The organism is Massilia phyllostachyos (assembly GCF_021044825.1).
Taxonomy (GTDB): Bacteria; Pseudomonadota; Gammaproteobacteria; order Burkholderiales; family Burkholderiaceae_D; genus Telluria; species Telluria phyllostachyos.
Genome location: NZ_JAJNOC010000002.1, coordinates 390,747 through 407,833 on the forward strand (window position 1 = coordinate 390,747; position 17,087 = coordinate 407,833).

Consider the following 17,087-nt stretch of genomic DNA (forward strand, 5'->3'; position numbering starts at 1 on the left):
GTGAAGTATGTAAGAGTGTGGACCAGCGAACCGTGTCGTTGCATTGCCGATGATAAAGTCCTCGCAACGAACTACGGAGACCATCATGAAAGCACTCTTCCTCGCAGCAGCATTGGTCGGCGCTGCCGTCCCGGCCATGGCCCAGAACGTCAGCATCAGCATCGGCCAGCCGGGCTTCTACGGCCGCATCGACATGGGCGACCGCGGCTACTACGGCCCGCCGCCGGTCTACGTGGCGCAGCCGGTCATCATCGAGCGCCACCACCGCGTGCGCGCCGAGCCGATCTACCTGCGCGTGCCGACCAGCCACCGCCACAACTGGCGCCGCTACTGCAACCGCTACGGCGCCTGCGGCCAGCCGGTGCTGTTCGTGCAGGACCGCTGGTACTCGGACGTGTACGCGCCGCGTTACCGCGAACGCCACGGCCACTACGACCGCCACGACCGCCACGATCGCCACCATGACCGTCACGACCGCCACGATCGCGGCCATGGCCGTGGCCACGACCGCCACGACGACCGTGGACACGGCCGTCACTGAGCCGTATACACTGTCCCCTCCAGGACAAGACGAGGGGACAGGCATGAAACGTGTGACCGGTATCGGTGGGATCTTCTTCAAGGCGCGCGACCCCGAGGCCATGTGCGCCTGGTACAAGGCGCACCTCGGCATCGACGTGCTGCCGTGGGGCGGGGCGGTGTTCAACTGGTCCGACGACGATGGCCGCCCGACCGGCGGCTCCACCGTCTGGAGCATCTCCGCCAGCGAGGGCGCCGACGATCCGGCGCCCTTCACGATCAATTACCGTGTCGCCGACCTTGATGCGCTGCTCGCCGTCCTGCGCGAAGAGGGCTGCCAGCTGGTCGGCGAGCCCCAGGATGGGGAATACGGCAAGTTCGGCTGGGTGCTCGACCCCGAGGGCAACAAGGTCGAGCTCTGGCAGCCGCCGCCCGGCCAGTAAGTCAGTTCGGCAGCGGCGCGCGCGGGTCGAGCAAGCCTTCCCCGCGCAGTTCTTCCCAGAAGGCTTGCGGTATGCGCAGGTTCATCAGGGCCGCATTGCGTTCCAGGTGGCGCGTGCTGCTGGCGCCGGGAATCGTCGCCGCCACCAGCGGATGCGCGGCGCCGAACTGCAGCGCTGCCGCGGCCAGGTCGACGCCGTGGCGACCCGCCACCGCGCGCAGGCGCTCGCGCTTGTCGATGTGTTCGGGCTTGGCCGGCTGGTAGTCGTAGTGGTCGCCGCCGGCCAGGAAGCCCGAGTTGAACGGCCCGCCCAGCACGAAGCGCGCGCCCTTCGTTTCCGCCAGCGGGAACAGTTCGTCCAGCGGCGTGGTTTCCATCAGGGTGTAGCGTCCCGCCAGCAGGAAGATGTCCGGGTCCGAATCGCGCAGCGCGCGCAGGCAGGGCTCGACCGTGTTCACGCCCAGGCCCCAGGCCTTGATCAATCCCTCCTCGCGCATCTTCACCAGGCCCTCGAAGGCGCCGCCGGGACCGGCCGCGATCCGGTAGTAATGGTCGAACTGCTCGCCGAAATGGTCGGGCGACAGGTCGTGCACGTAGACGATGTCGAGCGCGCCGAGGCCCGTGCGCTGCAGGCTGTCCTCGATCGAGCGGCGCGCGCCGTCGGCCGTGTAATCATAAATGCGGCGGTAGGGCATCGAGGAGACGAAGGGCGGCTCGACGTTGCCGTCCAGGTCGGGCACCAGGATGCGGCCGACCTTGCTCGACAGCGTGTACGCGGCGCGCGGGCGGTGGCGCAGCGCTTGCCCGAAGCGGTGCTCGGACAGGCCGGTGCCGTAATGCGGCGCGGTGTCGAAGTAGCGGATGCCGGCGGCCCAGGCCGCGTCCACCGTGTCCCTGGCCGATTCCTCGCTGGTCTTGTGGTACATGTCGCCGAGCCCGGTGCCGCCGAGGCCCAGGCGCGTGATGGGTTGGTAGCGCTGCGTCACGTGGATTCCTTTCGTGTGCTGGAAATGGCCGTTCATCCTAACGCCGCTCATCGATGTGCGGCGCGCCGTGCGGAATCACGTCCCGGGTCATTACGTATTAAAATTACCACATCGCCCATGTGCTGGCATTGCCGGACGGGCGCCATGACGGAGGTGAAGCTTGCGTAGCGATATCGTGATCGTGGGAGGCGGGGCCGGAGGCCTGGAACTCGCCTGCAAACTGGGCCGCAAACTGGGCCCCTCGAAGGTGACGCTGGTGGACAGCCGGCTCTACCATATCTGGAAACCGTCGCTGCACGAGGTCGCGGCCGGCACCCTGGACATCCACCAGGAAGGCCTGTCCTACCAAATGCTGGCGCACGACAATGGATTCAATTTCGTGTTCGGCCCGATGACGGGGCTCGACCAGGCCAGCCGCAGCATCACCGTCGGCGCCATCGTCGCCGCCGCGGACAACGACGAAGTGCTGCCCGAGCGCCGCATCGCCTACGGCTCGCTGGTGCTGGGCGTGGGCAGCGTCTCGAATTACTTCGGCGTGCCGGGCGCGCAGGAATACACGATTTCCCTGAACGCCACCGAGGACGCCGAACGCTTCCGCCTGCGCATGCTGCGCCTGATGCTGGCCGCCGAACAGGACCGCGAAGAAGGCAAGGGCAGCGGCCTGGACGTGGTCATCATCGGCGGCGGCGCCACCGGCGTGGAACTGGCGGCCGAACTGCGCGAAGCCTCGGGCGCCTACGTGACCTACGGCTTCGACCAGCTCGACGTCAAGCGCGACGTGCGCATCACCATCCTGGAAGGCGCACCGCGGGTGCTGGCGCCGCTGCCGGAAAAGGTGTCGGCGGCGGCGGCCGACCTGCTGGCCAGGCGCGGCATCCGCGTGGTCGCCAACTGCCGCGTCACGCAGATCGAGAAGGACCGGGTGATCGACAAGGACGGCAACGTCTATCCTGCCAATCTGTGCGTGTGGGCGGCCGGCATCCGCGCGCCGGATCTGCTGGCATCGCTCGGACTGCCGACCGCCAAGGGCGGGCAGGTCGAGGTCGACGACCACCTGCGCGTGAAGGGCGTGGACGATATCTACGCGCTGGGCGACTGCGCGGCCTGCGTGGACGGCAAGGGCAACGCCGTGCCGCCGCGCGCCCAGGCGGCGCACCAGCAGGCGGATTACCTGGTCACCACCTTGATCCGCAAATCGAAGGGCGAAGCGCCCTCGGCGTCGCCGTACGAGTACCGCGATTATGGTTCGCTGGTGTCGGTCGGAAGGGATACGAGCGTGGGCAGCCTGATGGGGTCACTGCGCGGCGCCAGCTGGTTCGTGCAGGGCACGATGGCGCGCATGATGTATACGAGCCTGCACCTGATGCATCACCGGGCGGTGCTCGGGACGATGCGGACAGGCGTCCTGGCCCTGGCGCGGTTCCTCGTTCGCCGCGCGACGCCCCTCGTCAAGCTGCATTAATAGGGTGGACGGCAGAGCCGCCTTTCGTGGCCCGATCCATCCTACTTGGGCAAGGTCATCCTCAGGATCGCGCCGCCCGGTTCGCCCGCCTTCAATTCCAGCGTCCCACCCAGGAAGCGCGCCCGCTCGCGCAGCAGGCGCAGGCCGTGGCAGCTGTTCGATTCCAGCACTTCTTCGTTTTGCGGCAACCCGGCGCCATTGTCGCGCACCGTCAGCATCACCTGGTCGCCATCGTCGTCCAGCACCACCATCACTTCGCTCGCCCTGGCATGCGCGGCCACATTGCGTAGCCCTTCCTCGACGCAGCGCAGCAGCACCACGCCCTGGGTGCGGGTGTAGACCCCGTCCTCGTCGGGCAAGCTCAGCTCGGCCTTGACGCCGTGGGCGGCGCCCCAGGTGGGCACCAGCTCGGCCAGCGCCGCCTTCAGGCCCAGGAACTCGAGCTTGTCGTTCCACAGGTCGAGCTGCATCTTGCGGTTGGTCTCGATGATGTTCGCCAGCAGCGACTTCATCTGGGCGCTGCGGTCGCGCATCGCCTTGTTGTCGGCCGGGATGTGCTGGCTCAGGAGGGCCAGGTGCATGGTCAGGGCGGTCATCGACGAGCCGAGGCTGTCGTGCAGCTGGCGCGCCAGCAGGCGGCGCTCCTCGTCCCAGCAGGCGGCGAGGTAGCCCAGCATCTCGGCGAGGTCGGCGCTGCGGTCCGCGTCGCCGGCGCGCGATGCGCCAGCACCCGGGACGGGCTGCGGGTGTACCGGTTCGGTCATCGTAGGCTCGTGTTAAATGTTTCCCAAAATAATACAACAGTTGCCAAACCGGCGGCGCGCAAAGCGGACCGGCCATGCCGGGGAACAGCGTGCGTTGCCGAACGGTGTACCCAGCAGTTTCGGGCGAAGCTGGAGGGGTTGGCACGAGCCACGCTACGCAACAATAAACGGGGGTATTACCATGACGACCGCAAACAAACCGCAAGACGCCATCACGCTGCTCACCAAACAGCACCGCGACGTGCACGCCATGTTCGAGAAATTCGAGAACATGACCGACCGCGCCAAGGTCAGCAAGAAGAAGCTGGCCGACGAGATCTGCCAGGCCCTCATCATGCACACCACGATCGAGGAGGAAATCCTGTATCCGGCCGTGCGTGAAGCGACCGAGGAAACCGAGGACATGGTCGACGAGGCCGTGGTCGAGCACGCGTCGGCCAAGGACCTGATCGCGCAGATCCAGGAGATGGATCCGGGCGACGACCTGTACGACGCCAAGGTCAAGGTGCTGGGCGAGCTGGTGGATCACCACGTGGAGGAAGAGGAAGAGGAGATGTTCCCGAAGATGAAGGAACTGAAGCTCGATTTGAAGGCGCTCGGGGAGGAGATGGCGGCGCGGGCGGCTGAGTTGCAATAAGTTCGGTCACTGCGCTACGGACTTGGATCCCGGCCTTCGCCGGGATGACGGCTCATCGGTTGCGGACTACGGGCCCCACTCCTGGCACGCACAGTGGAACGTCGCCCCGGCGCAGGCCGGGGCCCAAGTTGCCATGCTAAGCCGCGTGCGCCTGCACACCCGCCGGCGCCAGCGCCTCCAGCAACTGGTCCATGCTGACCGGCTTCACCAGGTGCTGGTCGAAGCCCGCCTCCAGCACCCGCCGCTGGTCTTCCGCCAGCCCGTAGCCGGTGAGGGCGATCAGCCGGATCCCGCGCGTCGCCGGATCCTTGCGCAAACGGCGCGCCACCTCGTAGCCGTCGATGCCCGGCAGCCCGATATCCACCAAGGCCGCCGCCGGCAAATCCGCCATCGCCGCGGCCACGCCTTGCAGCCCGTCCGCGGCCTGGGCCACCGGGAAACCGTGGGCGGCCAGCATGGTCGCCATCATCTCGCGCCCGTCTTCATTGTCTTCAATCAAGAGCACCGAGGGCTTGCCGCTGTTGTCGCCCGCCGTCGACGGCGCCGGCTGCGGCGCCTGCGCCGGTTCGGTGCGCGGCAGGCGGATGGTGAAGGTGCTGCCCTGGCCGCTGCCCTCGCTGTGCGCGCTGACGCTGCCGCCGTGCAGTTCGACCAGGCGCCGCACCAGCGACAGGCCGATGCCCAGGCCGCCCTGCGAGCGGTCGATCGAGATAGCGCCCTGCACGAACACGTCGAATACCTGCGGCAGCAGCTCGGCCGGGATGCCGACGCCGCTGTCGCGCACGTCCAGCACCACCTCGTCGCCGGTCTGGCTCAGGCCGATGTCGATGCTGCCGCCGCTGGGCGTGTATTTCAGCGCATTGTCAAGCAGGTTCGAGGTGATCTGTTCGAGGCGGGTCGGGTCGCCGTCGACCCAGCCGGCGCCGAGGTCGACGCTGATGCGGTAGCCGGCGGTGCGGCCGGTGGCGCGGAAGGTTTCCATGCAGCCGGCGACCAGGTTGGCCATGTCGGTGGGCTTACGCGCGAGCAGGATCTTGCCGGACATCGCACGCGACAGGTCGAGCAGGTCGTCGACGATGCGCGACAGGTGCTGGCTCTGGCGCTGGATGATGCCCTTGGCGCGCGCGATGGTTTCGCCACTGGCGCCCGGCATGCCGATCAGGCTCGAGGCGCTGCTGATCGCCGACAAGGGATTCCTCAGCTCGTGCCCGAGCATGGCCAGGAATTCGTCCTTGGCGTGGCTCTTGCGCTCGGCGTCGCGCCGTTCTTCCATCTCGCGCACCAGGCGCCGGTTGGTCGCGGTCAGCTCGGTGGTGCGCTGCGACAGCTTCTCGGCCTGGCGCTTCAGCTGCTCGTTCTTCATGGCCAGTGCCACGAACACCGACACCTTGGCGTGCAGGATCTGCGGGATCACCGGGGTGAACAGGAAGTCGGCGGCGCCGCGCTGGTAAGCCTTCAAACGGTCGATCTCGTCAGCCAGGAAGGCGGTGACGAAGATGATCGGGATGTCGGCCGAGCGCGCGCGCTGGTGGATCGCTTCGGCGGTCTCGAAACCGTCCATGCCCGGCATGTTCACGTCGAGCAGGATCACGGCGAAATCGTGCAGCAGCACCTGGCGCAGGGCTTCCTGGCCGGAGCGGGCGGAATGGACGGTGTAGTTGCTTTCCTTGGCCCAGCCGTCGAGCAGGCTGGTCAGCGCAAGCAGGCTGGCGGCGTCGTCGTTGACGACCAGGATCTTCGGTTTATCGGTATGTGCCACGGTGCGTTTGCTGCCTTCGCCAAAAGGTTTCGACCTTCAGGAAAGATATTATCAGAGCAAGATTGTTTCGGTTAAGAAATTGACTGTAATAACAGCGAATAATATCACGCCCAAATCAGTGCAAATGGGCAAAAAATCAATCGTGCGCAGGGGGACGATGTACGGTGCCGCACATACGCCACAGGGTGCTTGTGCGATAGTGGAATCGTCCAGTTCAACCGACTCCACGAAGAACGGGGCTGCCACCATGAAAGGACATCCTATGAATATCGACTCTATCGTAAATCAACCATTCCACGGCAAATCGCTGGGCGAGCTCGTCAATGCGCCCCTGACCGCCCTGTGCGGCGTCAACGAACATCAGGCGCAAGCCTTCGCCGGCATCGGCGTGAACACCATCGGCGACCTGGCCGGCCTGCAGGTCGTCAACTACGCCGTCGCCATCAAGGCGCTGGCCGGCTGCGAAGGCATGACCCCCAAGCAGCAGGCGGAAGAAGGGCTGCTCGACGATGCCGTCGAAATGACCTTCCCGGCCAGCGACCCGATCTCGGTCGACGCGGGCATCACCCGCATCGAAGTGGCGCCGGACAAGGTCGACGCCAGCACCGACCACCAGCACGCGCAAGCCATCGAGGCGCACAGCGAGGAAGCGCTGGGCTCGGCGGTACGCACCGGCTACCTGCAGAAGGGGGAGAGCGGCAACCGCTGAGCACTGCTTCGTTTCACGCGACAGGCCACCGGCAGCGCAAGCCCCGGTGGCTTTTTCGTAGGGTGTGCGGCTCGACCGATGGGTGGAGAGCCGACGCGACGTGTGCGCCATGCGCGCGTTCAACGCTCACAAGAATCGAGATGACGGCTGTCCGAAGGGAAGTTGTGCGTGCGTGCGGCGTTCAGGCCGCAGGCCGCACACACGCAAGTGTATAGCCGCACACCCCGCGGGGCGGCGGCAGGTGATCAGCGGTGCGGAACCGCCAGTTCCGCCGCGGGCTTCTCGGCGGGCGCCGGCATCTTGGCCCCGCCCTGCCGGTTCGCCGCGGGCGAGCAGAAGCGGTTCTTGCCGGCGCGCTTGGCCTCGTACAGGGCGTAGTCGGCGATGTTGATCAGGGCGTCCACCGTCTCGGCGTCGTCCGGATAGATGCTGATCCCGATCGAGGTCGACAGGCGCAGGGTCAGGTCGTTGATGAAATAGGGCTCGGACAGCGCCTCGACCAGCTTGGCGGCCGGACCCTGGGCGTCGGCCAGGGTGTGGATGTCGCCCAGCACCACCATGAATTCGTCGCCTCCCAGGCGCGCCACCGTGTCTTCCTTGCGCGAGCTCGACAGCAGGCGCTGGGACACCATCTTCAGGATGTCGTCGCCGTAGGCGTGGCCGTAGGTGTCGTTGATCGCCTTGAAGCCGTCCAGGTCGAGGTACATCACGGCGGCCTTGGCGTGGCTGCGGTTGGCGTGCTGCAGGGCGGTTTCGATGCGGTCTTCCAGCAGGCGCCGGTTGGGCAGGCCGGTGAGGGCGTCGTGCAGGGCCAGTTCCTGCTGCGCTTTCGAATACTGGGCCAGTTCCTTGTACAGCAGGCGCACTTCCAGCATGTTGTGGATGCGCTTGTGTACTTCCAGCAGGTCGAAGGGCTTGCTGATGAAGTCGCGCGCGCCTGCTTCCAGCGCGGCGATCTTGAAGCTCGGCTGGGCCGTGAGCGCCAGCACCGGCAGGTAGCCGCCCTGTTCGATTTCCTTCAGACCCTTCATGACCTGGAAGCCGTTCAGGCCGGGCATCTGCAGATCGAGCAGGATCAGGTCGTAATTGTGCTCGCGGTGCAGGGGGCAGACCTGCTCCGGCAGCATCGTCGAACTCACGCAGGTGTAGCCTTCCTCGCGCAATATCTCTTCCATCAGTTCGATATTGTCGGGCGAGTCGTCCACCACCAGGATCTTCGCGTTCAAAATGTCTTGTCTGCTCGGCATACTCGTCTCTTCTACTCTGCGCGGATGTTCCTTATTTCCATTCGGAATAGGCGTATCCCAACTTTTCTAAGTCTAGCAAAGACTACAAAATTTCTTGTAGGACAGCGCCGCGTGTCCGGGTAGGAGCGTCAAGGACCGGAAACGGTCGTTGGCGGCGCTGGCGGCCGGGCCACCGAGGCCACCGCCGCAATCAATTCTCCTGGCTCCACAGGCTTCGAAATATGGGTCGAAAAGCCGGCTTCCAGCGCTTTCAGCCGGTCTTCCGGACGGGCAAAGGCGGTCAGCGCGATCGCCGGCAGCTGGCCGCCGGCGTCGCGCGGCAGGGCGCGCACCCAGCCGATCAGCTCGAAACCGTCGAATTCCGGCATGCCCAGGTCGCTGATCAAGACATCGGGCCGGTGGCTGCGCAGGGCCTCGAAGGCTTCGCGCGCGCTGGCCGCGACCCGCACCCGGGCATGGCAGTCGGTCAGGATACGCGCAATCAGCTCGCGGCCGTCGCGCGTATCGTCGACCACCAGCACCGTCAGGCCCGACAGGTCGCGCGCGGCGGCGTCCGCACCCTCCGGCGCGCCCGGGTTGGCGGACGCGGCGGCGCGTTCCGGGCGGCTGGCCGGCAGCGCCTGGGCGCGCGGCAGCTCGATCGTGAAGCTCGCGCCCTGGCCTTCGCCCGCGCTTTCCGCGCGCACCGTGCCGCCATGCTGCTCGACCAGGTGCTTGACGATCGACAGGCCCAGCCCGAGGCCGCCGTGGCGGCGCGTCATCGAGGCGTCTTCCTGGCGGAAGCGCTCGAACACGTGGGTGATGAATTCGGGCCGGATGCCGGCGCCGTTGTCGCGCACCGTGATCGCGACCGTATCCGCGCCTTCGCTTTCGCGCAGCTCGATCTCGACCGCCACCATGCCTTCGCGCGCGGTGAACTTGATCGCGTTCGACAGCAGGTTCCAGATCACCTGCTGCAGGCGGCCGCTGTCGCCCGCCACCAGGAGACCCCCGGCGCGCGCGTCGTAGCGCTTCTCGATCGCGATGTGCTTGGCGTCGGCGGCCGGGCGCACGGTCTCGATGGCGGCGTCGATGAAGGAGGCCGGATTCAGGGTCTGCATGTCGAGCAGCACCTTACCCGAGGTGATGCGGCTCATGTCGAGCAGGTCTTCAATCAGCTGGGCCTGGGCGCGCGCGTTGCGTTCGATGGTCTGCAGGCCGCGCTGCAGGTCGGCGCCGTCGCGGCTGCCCCGGCGCAGCACCTGCGACCAGCCGAGGATCGCCGACAGCGGCGTGCGCAGTTCGTGCGACAGGGTGGCCAGGAATTCGTCCTTCATCTGGCTGCTGCGCTCGGCCTCGGCGCGCGCCTCGCGCTCGTTCTCGAGCAGCACCTTGCGCTCCTCGGCGGCGCGCGCGGTGGCTTCGTACAGGCGCGCATTGTCGACCGCGATCGCGGCCTGGGCCGCAATGCCGGTGACGATGCGCTCGCTGCGTTCGCTGAACACGCCGGCGTCCGGATGCCCGAACAGCATGGCGCCGAGCAGCTCGCCGGACGGCGCCAGCACCGGCACCGCCATGAAGCTGGCGGCCGGCCCGAAGGGCAGCGCGCAATCGGCCAGCGACGGTTCCTCGAGCATGTCGGCCGCGCGCAGCAGGCGCCGGCCGTGCAGCGCGGCGCCGAAGCGCCGGCTGGCCTCGGCGAGGGACAGTTGGGTGAACTGCGCCTTGGCCTCGGCCCCGGCCGCGGTCGAGAACAGGGTGCCGTCGCCATCCTGCGCCACGTGGTAGAAGGCGCCGTAGCGCGCGCCGCTCACGCCCAGCGCCGCCTCGGTGGCGGCGCACAGCAGCGAGCGCAGGTCGCGGGTCGAGGCCAGGATGCTGCCGGTGCTGTTGAGCAGTTCGAGCACGGCGGATTCGTCGCGTAGCGCCTGCTCGGTGCGTTTCACGGTGTCGACGTCGGTATTCGTGCCGAACCAGCGCTGCACCCGGCCGTGACGGTCGCGCACCGCGCTGACCCGGGTCAGGTACCAGCGGTACTGGCAGTCGGCGCCGCGCAGCGGGAATTCCATCTCGAACGGCTCGCCGCGCTGGATGGTTTCGCGCCAGCGCAGGCTCAGGTGCGGCAGCGCGTCCGGCGCCACCGCGTCCTGCCATTCCCAGCCCACGCTCTGTTCGGGCGTGCGGCCGGTATAGGCGTACCAGCGGTCGTTGAACCAGACGATGGCGCCGTCGCTGCCGGCCATCCAGGCCAGCTGCGGGATGGTGTTGGCCAGCGCGCGCAGCAGCTCCTCGCTCTGGCGCAGGGTGTCCTCGGCGCTTTTCCTGCCGCTGATGTCCTGCACCACGCCGGTCATGCCGGCCAGCTGGTCCTGGGCGCCGGCGTAGTCCGGGCGGCCCACCAGGGCCACCCAGCGCGGCTCGCCCTGGGGCGCGTCGTCCGGCGCAATCCTGCATTCGATGTTCAGGTCGGCGCGCGCCTTGAAGGCTTTCAGCACGGCGCGCCGCACCTGCAGGCGGTGCTCGGGCTGCAGGCGCGCGCGCAGCTGCGGCCAGGGCAGCGGGGTATCGGCCGGCAGGCCGAGGATGGCGGCGGCGCGCGCGCCCAGCAGCACGCGGTCGGTGGCCGCGTCCCAGCGCCAGTCGCCCAGGCGGCCGGCCGCCAGCGCCACCTGCAGGCGGGTGTTGTTTTCGACCAGGGCCTGCTGGTCGAGCTTTCTCTGGGTGATGTCCTGGAAGTAGAGGGTCAGCCCGTCGGGAGAAGGATGCAGGCGCATCTCGAGCCAGCAGCCCAGGCGGCGGTAGTAGAAATCGCGCACCACGGTTTCGCGCTGCTGCATCGCGCGCAGGCAGTCCTGGGCCACCGAGGTGCCGTGCAGGTCCTCGAATTCGTCCCACAGATTGCGTCCCACCAGGCCCGAGCGGCTCTTGTCGAGCGGGGCGATCATCTGCAGGGCGCGCCCGTTGATGTAGGTGATGCGCCAGTCGCGGTCGACCGCGCAGAAGCCGTCGGACAGGCTCTCGAGCATGTTTTCCATGCGCTCGCTGGCGCGGCGCAGGGCGTCCTGGGCCGCGATCAGCTCTTCCTCGGCGCGCTGGCGCGCGGCCAGCACGCTCTGGGCGTTGCGCAGGGCGGCGGTGCGCATCAGCTCGAGTTCGCGTTCGTCGCTCATGCGGCCTGCTCCAGGATGCTGCTTGCGAGAACCGTGCCCTCGACCCGCGCGCGCACCTTGGCGAACGCGGTCTCGCGGCTGACGCGAACGTCGTCGTAGAAGGGCGCGAAGCCGCTGTCGTCGGTGCTGCCCAGGCGATCGACGCCCAGGTATTCGGCGGCGAGCAGCAGCCGGTCGGCCACTTGGCGGCTGGTTTCGACCCGGGTGTCGGCGGGGTTGGTAACGCCGACGAACACGCGCTGGTCGGGGCGCGCGTAGTCGCGCGCGATGCGCAGCACGCGGCTTGGCTCCGGCTGGCCGGCCAGGGCGATGTAGACGCTGCCGGCGCGGATCTCGAACAGCGCCGGCAGCAGCTCGGCGTAGTCGAACCCGGCGCCGGCGTCGTGGCCTGGGCCGCCCGGCGGGTGGATGCCGAGCGGCGAGACGTGCAGGCCGATCAGCGCCCGCTCGGCGTTCGAGAAGCGCCGCAGCGCCAGGTTGTTCAGGTGGACGAAGCTGGCCAGCAGGGCGCCGCTGGGGTCGAGGCGCATCGCCAGCGGGCCTTCGGCGAAATCGACCTGCACCTTGTGCGCGCCGGCTTCCAGGCATTGGCGGATCTCGGTCTCGTGTTCGCGCACGAGGTCGTCCAGGAATTGCTCGCGCGAGTAGCCGGGGATGCCCTCCACGGGGTACATCAGCGACAGCGCCGAGGGCGAGATCACCGCCTGCTTGAGCGGCATGGTCGCATGGCGGCGCGCCGCGGCCAGGAAGCTGTCGGCATAGCACTGGTAGCGGAAGGGCCCGCGTGTGAGGCGCGGCATGCGGTGGCGCGCCTCGTCCGCGTCCGACAGGCGCGCGGGGATGCGGAAGCCGTCCGGCGCCGCGTTCGGCGCGCCGTGCACGGGATAGCTCCAGAAATTCTCCAGCTTGCCCTGTTCGCCGTCGCACACCACCGGCGCGCCGGTCGCCTCGAAGGCGGCGATGGTGACGCGCACCGCCTCGTCGAGCAGCGGCGCCAGCTCGCGCGCCTGGACGCCGGCGCGCACGGCGGCGACCAGCTCGGGCGGGCGCGGGATGCTGCCGATGGGTTCAGTGGGAATCATCATGGCGGGCTTGGCCTCCGGTGCAGCGCGCCGCGCCGGGACGGCGGCGGCAAGCGGAGATCCGGGCCGGACCATTGTAGCCCAGCGCGGCGGGAAGAGGGCGCATCAGCAGGAAGCAAGGCGTGGGCCTGGCGTCTCAGGCGCCGTGGGCGGGCAGGCGCGCCACCTTGGCCAGGGCGTCCTGGAGCTGGTCCAGTTCGTAGGGCTTCTGCAGGGACAGATAGGGGAACTCGAGGTGGCGCAGCAGGCTGTCGCCGTAGCCCGAGGCGAAGATCACCTTCAGTCCCGGCTGGTTGCCGACGGCCTGGCGCGCCAGGTCGACCCCGGACATGCCGGGCAGGCTGACGTCCGAGAACAGCACGTCGTAGCGCCGGCCGGCGAGCAGCTCGAGCGCGTCGTTGGGATGCGCCACGCCGTCGGCCTCGTGGCCGAAGGCCTTCAGCATCTCGCACACCAGGTACTGGGAATCGAGATTGTCCTCGACCACCAGGATGCTCAGGCTGGCGTCTTCCGGCGCCGCGTCCAGCACCAGGGGCTCGGGAGCGGGTGGCGCCAGCGCGACCATCACGCCGGCGACTGCCGCGCCGTCGAAGACCGGGGTCAGCCACAGGTCGCAACGGTGTTCGTTCAGTCCCTCCGCGCTGCGAAACGCGGGCACGGCGCCGTTCACCACGGCCGGCTGCCCGTTCCAGGCCCCCTGCAGGGCGGCGCCTGCGCTCGACAGCGGCGGCGGCAGCACCGAGGGCACCGAACCGCCCGGCGTGCGTCCGGCTCCGAGGCCGGCCAGGGCGGCATACGCCTCGTTAAAGACCAGCACCGTCTCGCGCCCCCACACCAGCAGCCCGGGCAGCGGCGAATTCAGCAGCAGATCGGCGGCCACGCGCAGGGGCGCCGGCCAGCCCGAAGGATCGCCCAGGACGCTGGCGGACCAGTCGTAGGAAGCGGTGGAACACGGGGACAGGACGAGTTCAGGCATGGGCAGGGTGTTGTAGGAAGGAAAAGATGGCGGTCATCCTACACCAAACGCCACAATGTTGCCTTTTCGCTCCGTGCGTGTGCATCCCCCGGAAACGGGCAAAAAAGGCTGTGTTCGCGTTAGTTATGGATTTGCAGCCTCCTTCACTGAACTTGTCGTACCGCAGCACATAGCCACTGCGCTGGTGTACGCAACGCGTGCGCATCCAATAATCGCTGCCACCCGGAATAGTTCGCCAGGTAGCGGCTGGCCACGCCCTTGAAGCGCACCAGCCAGTTCTTGAAGCGGCTGTGCCAGCCATTCACGTTCTGAATGTGGATCGCACCGCGTGCGCGCCGCCCGGCCCGCACGTTGATGGATTCGTGCATGATTCCGGCGTCGAGGGCAAACCGGACATAGGCCGCAGCGCCATCGCTGATGAGCAGCCCGTCGCCGGGCAGCACCGACTGCAGGCAGGTATGTAATTGCGCAGCGGTCACGGGACCGCGTCCGGTATGAAAGTCCAACGTCGTGCCGATGCGGTCACGCGCCACCAGCAGGCAATCGTGCTCGCGGTTGATGCCGCGCCGCCGGGCCGCGCCACCACGCTTGCGCGGCGGGCGCGACAAGGTGCGCGAACCCTTCTGCGATTCCAGTCTGTAGGTTTCGTCGGCCTCTATGATGCCCGTCAATGTGGCGGGCCGGTGCCGGGCGGCGCCCGGCGCGAATCGGTGGCGCCAGCGAAAACTCGTCGTGCGATGCACGCCGGTAACGAGCGCCGCGTCGCGTACGGTGCGTGATTCCAGCAAGCACTTGATATATGGCAGCCAGCACTCGCGCTTGCGCAGCCGGGCCAGCGGCGTGCCGGTCAGCGCGTTAAAGGAGCGGCGACAACCCAGGCAGCGATAACGCTGCAGGCCGCTGGCGAAGCCGGAGCGGTGCAAGCGCGCGCAAGCACAATGCGGACAGGGCCGGCCTGCCGCGGCCGCTTCGATGAGCGCCAGGCATTCGGCCGGGTCGCGGATGCTGTCGAGCCAGTCGCGCAGCCGGGCAAGATCGGCGCTGGACAATGGCGCGGCGGTCAGAAAAGCAAACAATTCGTCGAAGCGCGGGCCTTGCATCGTCACTCCAGATGAGTTAACTCGACGATGCGTAGGACTTCGACAACGCGTTTTGGTTCACCCAACGATCGCGAACACAGCCCAAAAAAAAGCCCGCTTCCTGGGAAGCGGGCTGAATCTATTTCCTTGGAGGAGAATAGAGGAGACAGGAAGCATGATGCTGCAATGCGGAAAATTCGTCCAATTTATATTTGCAATGACTGTCATCAAGGATATTAATGAGTTTCATTTGTCAAGCTGCACGTCGCGCGGGCGCGACGCCCGCGCACTCATCCGTGCGCACGCTTGGTGAGCGGTGGAAAATGTTCTAGGATGGCAACTATGTTAAAACCTTCCCTGCTCGCCTGCGCTTGTGCGGCGCTGTTCCTGTCGCACGCTGCCCGCGGGCAGGTGCAGACACAGGCGCAGGATCCCGATCCGCTGGCGGACTATTCGCTGGAGCAGCTGTCCGACATCGTGGTCACCTCGGTATCGCGCCAGCCCGAACGCCTGGCCAGCACCCCCGCCTCCGTCTACGTGATCAGCGGCGCCGACATCGCGCGCTCCGGCGCGACCTCGCTGCCGGAAGCGCTGCGCCTGGCGCCGAACCTGCAGGTGGCGCTCGCCGGCGGGCGCGAGTACGCCATCAGCGCGCGCGGCTTCTCCTCGCAGCTGGCCAACAAGCTGCTGGTGCTGGTCGATGGCCGCAGCGTGTATTCGCCGCTGTTCTCGGGCGTTTTCTGGGAGTCGCTCGACGTGGCGCTGCCGGACGTCGAGCGGATCGAGGTCATCAGCGGCCCGGGCGGCACGATCTGGGGCACGAATGCCGTCAACGGCGTCATCAACATCATCACCCGCAGCGCCGCCGACACCCAGGGCGGCCTGGTGCAGGCCCATGCCGGCAACCGCGAAGCGGGCGTGACGGCGCGCTACGGCGCCCGCCTGCCGAACGGCGCCGCGCTGCGCGCCTGGGCCAAGCGCGACCACGCCGACGCGCCGGCCGGCGACGCCTTCGCCATGGGCAGCGGCAGCAGCACGCGGCGCCAGGCCGGCTTCAGCCTTGACTGGGCGCAGGACGCGGGCGCCTTGAGCGTCAGCGGCGACGCCTACCAGGGCGCGCTGCGCGCGTCGCGCTACCAATCGCGCATCGATTTCTCGGGCGGGAACCTGGGCGCGCGCTACGACACGCGCCTGTCCGACCTTACCTACCTGCGGCTGCAGGCCTGGTTCGACCAGTCGCGCCGCGACCAGTTCGGCGCCGGCCGCCACCACCTCGACACCATCGACCTCGAGGCCCAGCTGGGCACCCGCCTGGGCCAGCACCATGTGCTGAGCTGGGGCGGCGGCTACCGCCAGGGGCGCGACCGCTTCCGGAACGGGCCGGTGCTGCAGTTCGCGCCGACCCGGCGCACCCTGCGCTGGACCAACCTGTTCGCCCAGGACGAGATCGCGCTGGCCCCGACGCTGCGCGCGACTGCCGGCCTGCGCCTGGAGCACAATGACTATACCGGCATGGAAGCGCTGCCGAGCCTGCGTCTGGCCTGGGACGCGGCGCCCGGCGCCATGCTGTGGGCGGCGGCCTCGCGCACGGTGCGCGCGCCGGCCCGCATCGACCGCGACCTGCGCCTGGCCGACCCCGTTGCGGACGGCGAGCGCTACCTGGTCGAAGAAAGCCCGGAGATGGAGTCGGAGACCGCCAAGGTGTTCGAACTCGGCTGGCGCGCCCAGCCCACCAGCATCCTGTCGTGGTCGGCCACGGTGTTCTACAGCGACTACGCGCGCCTGCGCACGCTGGAGCCCCGCCCCGGCCTGCCGGCGACCTTCCGCAACCTCGGCCACGGCCGGGTGCGCGGGCTGGAGCTGTGGGGTAGCTGGCAGGCGGCGCGCGGCTGGCGCCTGCTGGCGGGCGGGGTCTGGCAAGAGATCCATACCGGCGTGGCGCCGTCCAGCCTGGACGCCTCGGCGCGCGCCGGGCTGGCCACCAACGACCCGCGCAGCTATTGGAGCCTGCGCTCCTCGCACGATATCCGGCCCGGCCTGAGCGCCGACCTGATGCTGCGGCGCGTGGCGCGCCTGCCGCAGCCCGCGGTGCCGGGCTATCATGAGCTGGACGCCCGGCTGGCCTGGCAAGCCCGCCCGGACCTGGAACTGGCCCTCGTGGGCCGCAACCTGCTGCATGCGCGCCATCCCGAATTCGGGGCGGCGGGCCTGCGCCAACTGGCCGAACGCGGTGTGTTCGCCAGCGCTTCGCTGCGCTTCTGAAACCATCATTAGAA

The 17,087-nt window shown here is 68.2% G+C and carries 14 protein-coding genes; 6 read left to right on the forward strand and 8 right to left on the reverse strand.

The window, feature by feature from the left end:
- Nucleotides 1–85 precede the first annotated feature (85 nt).
- The gene (locus LQ564_RS08730) at nucleotides 86–541 is read left to right on the forward strand and encodes a hypothetical protein (RefSeq protein ID WP_231057715.1); all 456 of its coding nucleotides are present in this window, start codon (nucleotides 86–88) and stop codon (nucleotides 539–541) included.
- A gap of 43 nt (nucleotides 542–584) precedes the next feature.
- Complete coding sequence (locus LQ564_RS08735) at nucleotides 585–962, forward strand: VOC family protein (RefSeq protein WP_231057716.1); 378 nt, start codon at nucleotides 585–587, stop codon at nucleotides 960–962.
- A 1-nt stretch (nucleotide 963) separates the two neighbouring features.
- On the opposite strand, the gene LQ564_RS08740 is transcribed toward LQ564_RS08735, so the two are convergent.
- On the reverse strand, nucleotides 964–1,983 hold the full coding sequence (locus LQ564_RS08740; RefSeq protein ID WP_231057717.1) for an aldo/keto reductase: 1,020 nt from the start codon (nucleotides 1,981–1,983) through the stop codon (nucleotides 964–966).
- Between the two features lie 124 nt (nucleotides 1,984–2,107).
- Here LQ564_RS08740 and LQ564_RS08745 point away from each other — a divergent pair, with 124 nt between their 5' ends.
- Nucleotides 2,108–3,409 carry an NAD(P)/FAD-dependent oxidoreductase gene (locus LQ564_RS08745; protein WP_231057718.1) on the forward strand — a complete coding sequence of 434 codons (1,302 nt, stop codon included), beginning with the start codon at nucleotides 2,108–2,110 and terminating at the stop codon, nucleotides 3,407–3,409.
- 41 nt (nucleotides 3,410–3,450) lie between these two features.
- On the opposite strand, the gene LQ564_RS08750 is transcribed toward LQ564_RS08745, so the two are convergent.
- The gene (locus LQ564_RS08750; RefSeq protein ID WP_231057719.1) at nucleotides 3,451–4,173 is read right to left on the reverse strand and encodes a sensor histidine kinase; all 723 of its coding nucleotides are present in this window, start codon (nucleotides 4,171–4,173) and stop codon (nucleotides 3,451–3,453) included.
- A 181-nt stretch (nucleotides 4,174–4,354) separates the two neighbouring features.
- On the opposite strand from LQ564_RS08750, the gene LQ564_RS08755 reads away from it, so the two are divergent.
- Entirely contained in the window at nucleotides 4,355–4,810 is a 456-nt protein-coding gene (locus tag LQ564_RS08755; protein ID WP_231057720.1) for a hemerythrin domain-containing protein, read from the forward strand.
- Between the two features lie 136 nt (nucleotides 4,811–4,946).
- Here LQ564_RS08755 and LQ564_RS08760 read toward each other — a convergent pair whose 3' ends face one another.
- Nucleotides 4,947–6,569, reverse strand: a complete 1,623-nt coding sequence (locus LQ564_RS08760; RefSeq protein ID WP_231057721.1) for an ATP-binding response regulator — start codon at nucleotides 6,567–6,569, stop codon at nucleotides 4,947–4,949.
- A 262-nt stretch (nucleotides 6,570–6,831) separates the two neighbouring features.
- On the opposite strand from LQ564_RS08760, the gene LQ564_RS08765 reads away from it, so the two are divergent.
- Nucleotides 6,832–7,278 carry a hypothetical protein gene (locus tag LQ564_RS08765; RefSeq protein ID WP_231057722.1) on the forward strand — a complete coding sequence of 149 codons (447 nt, stop codon included), beginning with the start codon at nucleotides 6,832–6,834 and terminating at the stop codon, nucleotides 7,276–7,278.
- A 245-nt stretch (nucleotides 7,279–7,523) separates the two neighbouring features.
- On the opposite strand, the gene LQ564_RS08770 is transcribed toward LQ564_RS08765, so the two are convergent.
- The 5 genes from LQ564_RS08770 to LQ564_RS08790 form a co-directional block, all read right to left on the reverse strand.
- Nucleotides 7,524–8,525: a GGDEF domain-containing response regulator gene (locus LQ564_RS08770; RefSeq protein WP_231057723.1), complete on the reverse strand. Its 1,002-nt coding sequence runs from the start codon at nucleotides 8,523–8,525 to the stop codon at nucleotides 7,524–7,526.
- A gap of 128 nt (nucleotides 8,526–8,653) precedes the next feature.
- The gene (locus LQ564_RS08775) at nucleotides 8,654–11,674 is read right to left on the reverse strand and encodes a hybrid sensor histidine kinase/response regulator (protein WP_231057724.1); all 3,021 of its coding nucleotides are present in this window, start codon (nucleotides 11,672–11,674) and stop codon (nucleotides 8,654–8,656) included.
- Complete coding sequence (locus LQ564_RS08780) at nucleotides 11,671–12,759, reverse strand: uroporphyrinogen decarboxylase/cobalamine-independent methonine synthase family protein (protein WP_231057725.1); 1,089 nt, start codon at nucleotides 12,757–12,759, stop codon at nucleotides 11,671–11,673. Before LQ564_RS08780 ends, LQ564_RS08775 begins: the two co-directional genes overlap by 4 nt.
- Before the next feature lie 133 nt (nucleotides 12,760–12,892).
- Nucleotides 12,893–13,732, reverse strand: coding sequence for a response regulator (locus tag LQ564_RS08785; RefSeq protein WP_231057726.1), 840 nt, complete (start codon nucleotides 13,730–13,732; stop codon nucleotides 12,893–12,895).
- Nucleotides 13,733–13,875: 143 nt separating this feature from the next.
- Complete coding sequence (locus LQ564_RS08790) at nucleotides 13,876–14,832, reverse strand: IS1595 family transposase (RefSeq protein WP_231057727.1); 957 nt, start codon at nucleotides 14,830–14,832, stop codon at nucleotides 13,876–13,878.
- Between the two features lie 321 nt (nucleotides 14,833–15,153).
- Between LQ564_RS08790 and LQ564_RS08795 the strand changes: the two genes are divergently transcribed.
- The gene (locus LQ564_RS08795; RefSeq protein ID WP_231057728.1) at nucleotides 15,154–17,073 is read left to right on the forward strand and encodes a TOL_0244 family TonB-dependent receptor; all 1,920 of its coding nucleotides are present in this window, start codon (nucleotides 15,154–15,156) and stop codon (nucleotides 17,071–17,073) included.
- Nucleotides 17,074–17,087: the final 14 nt, after the last annotated feature.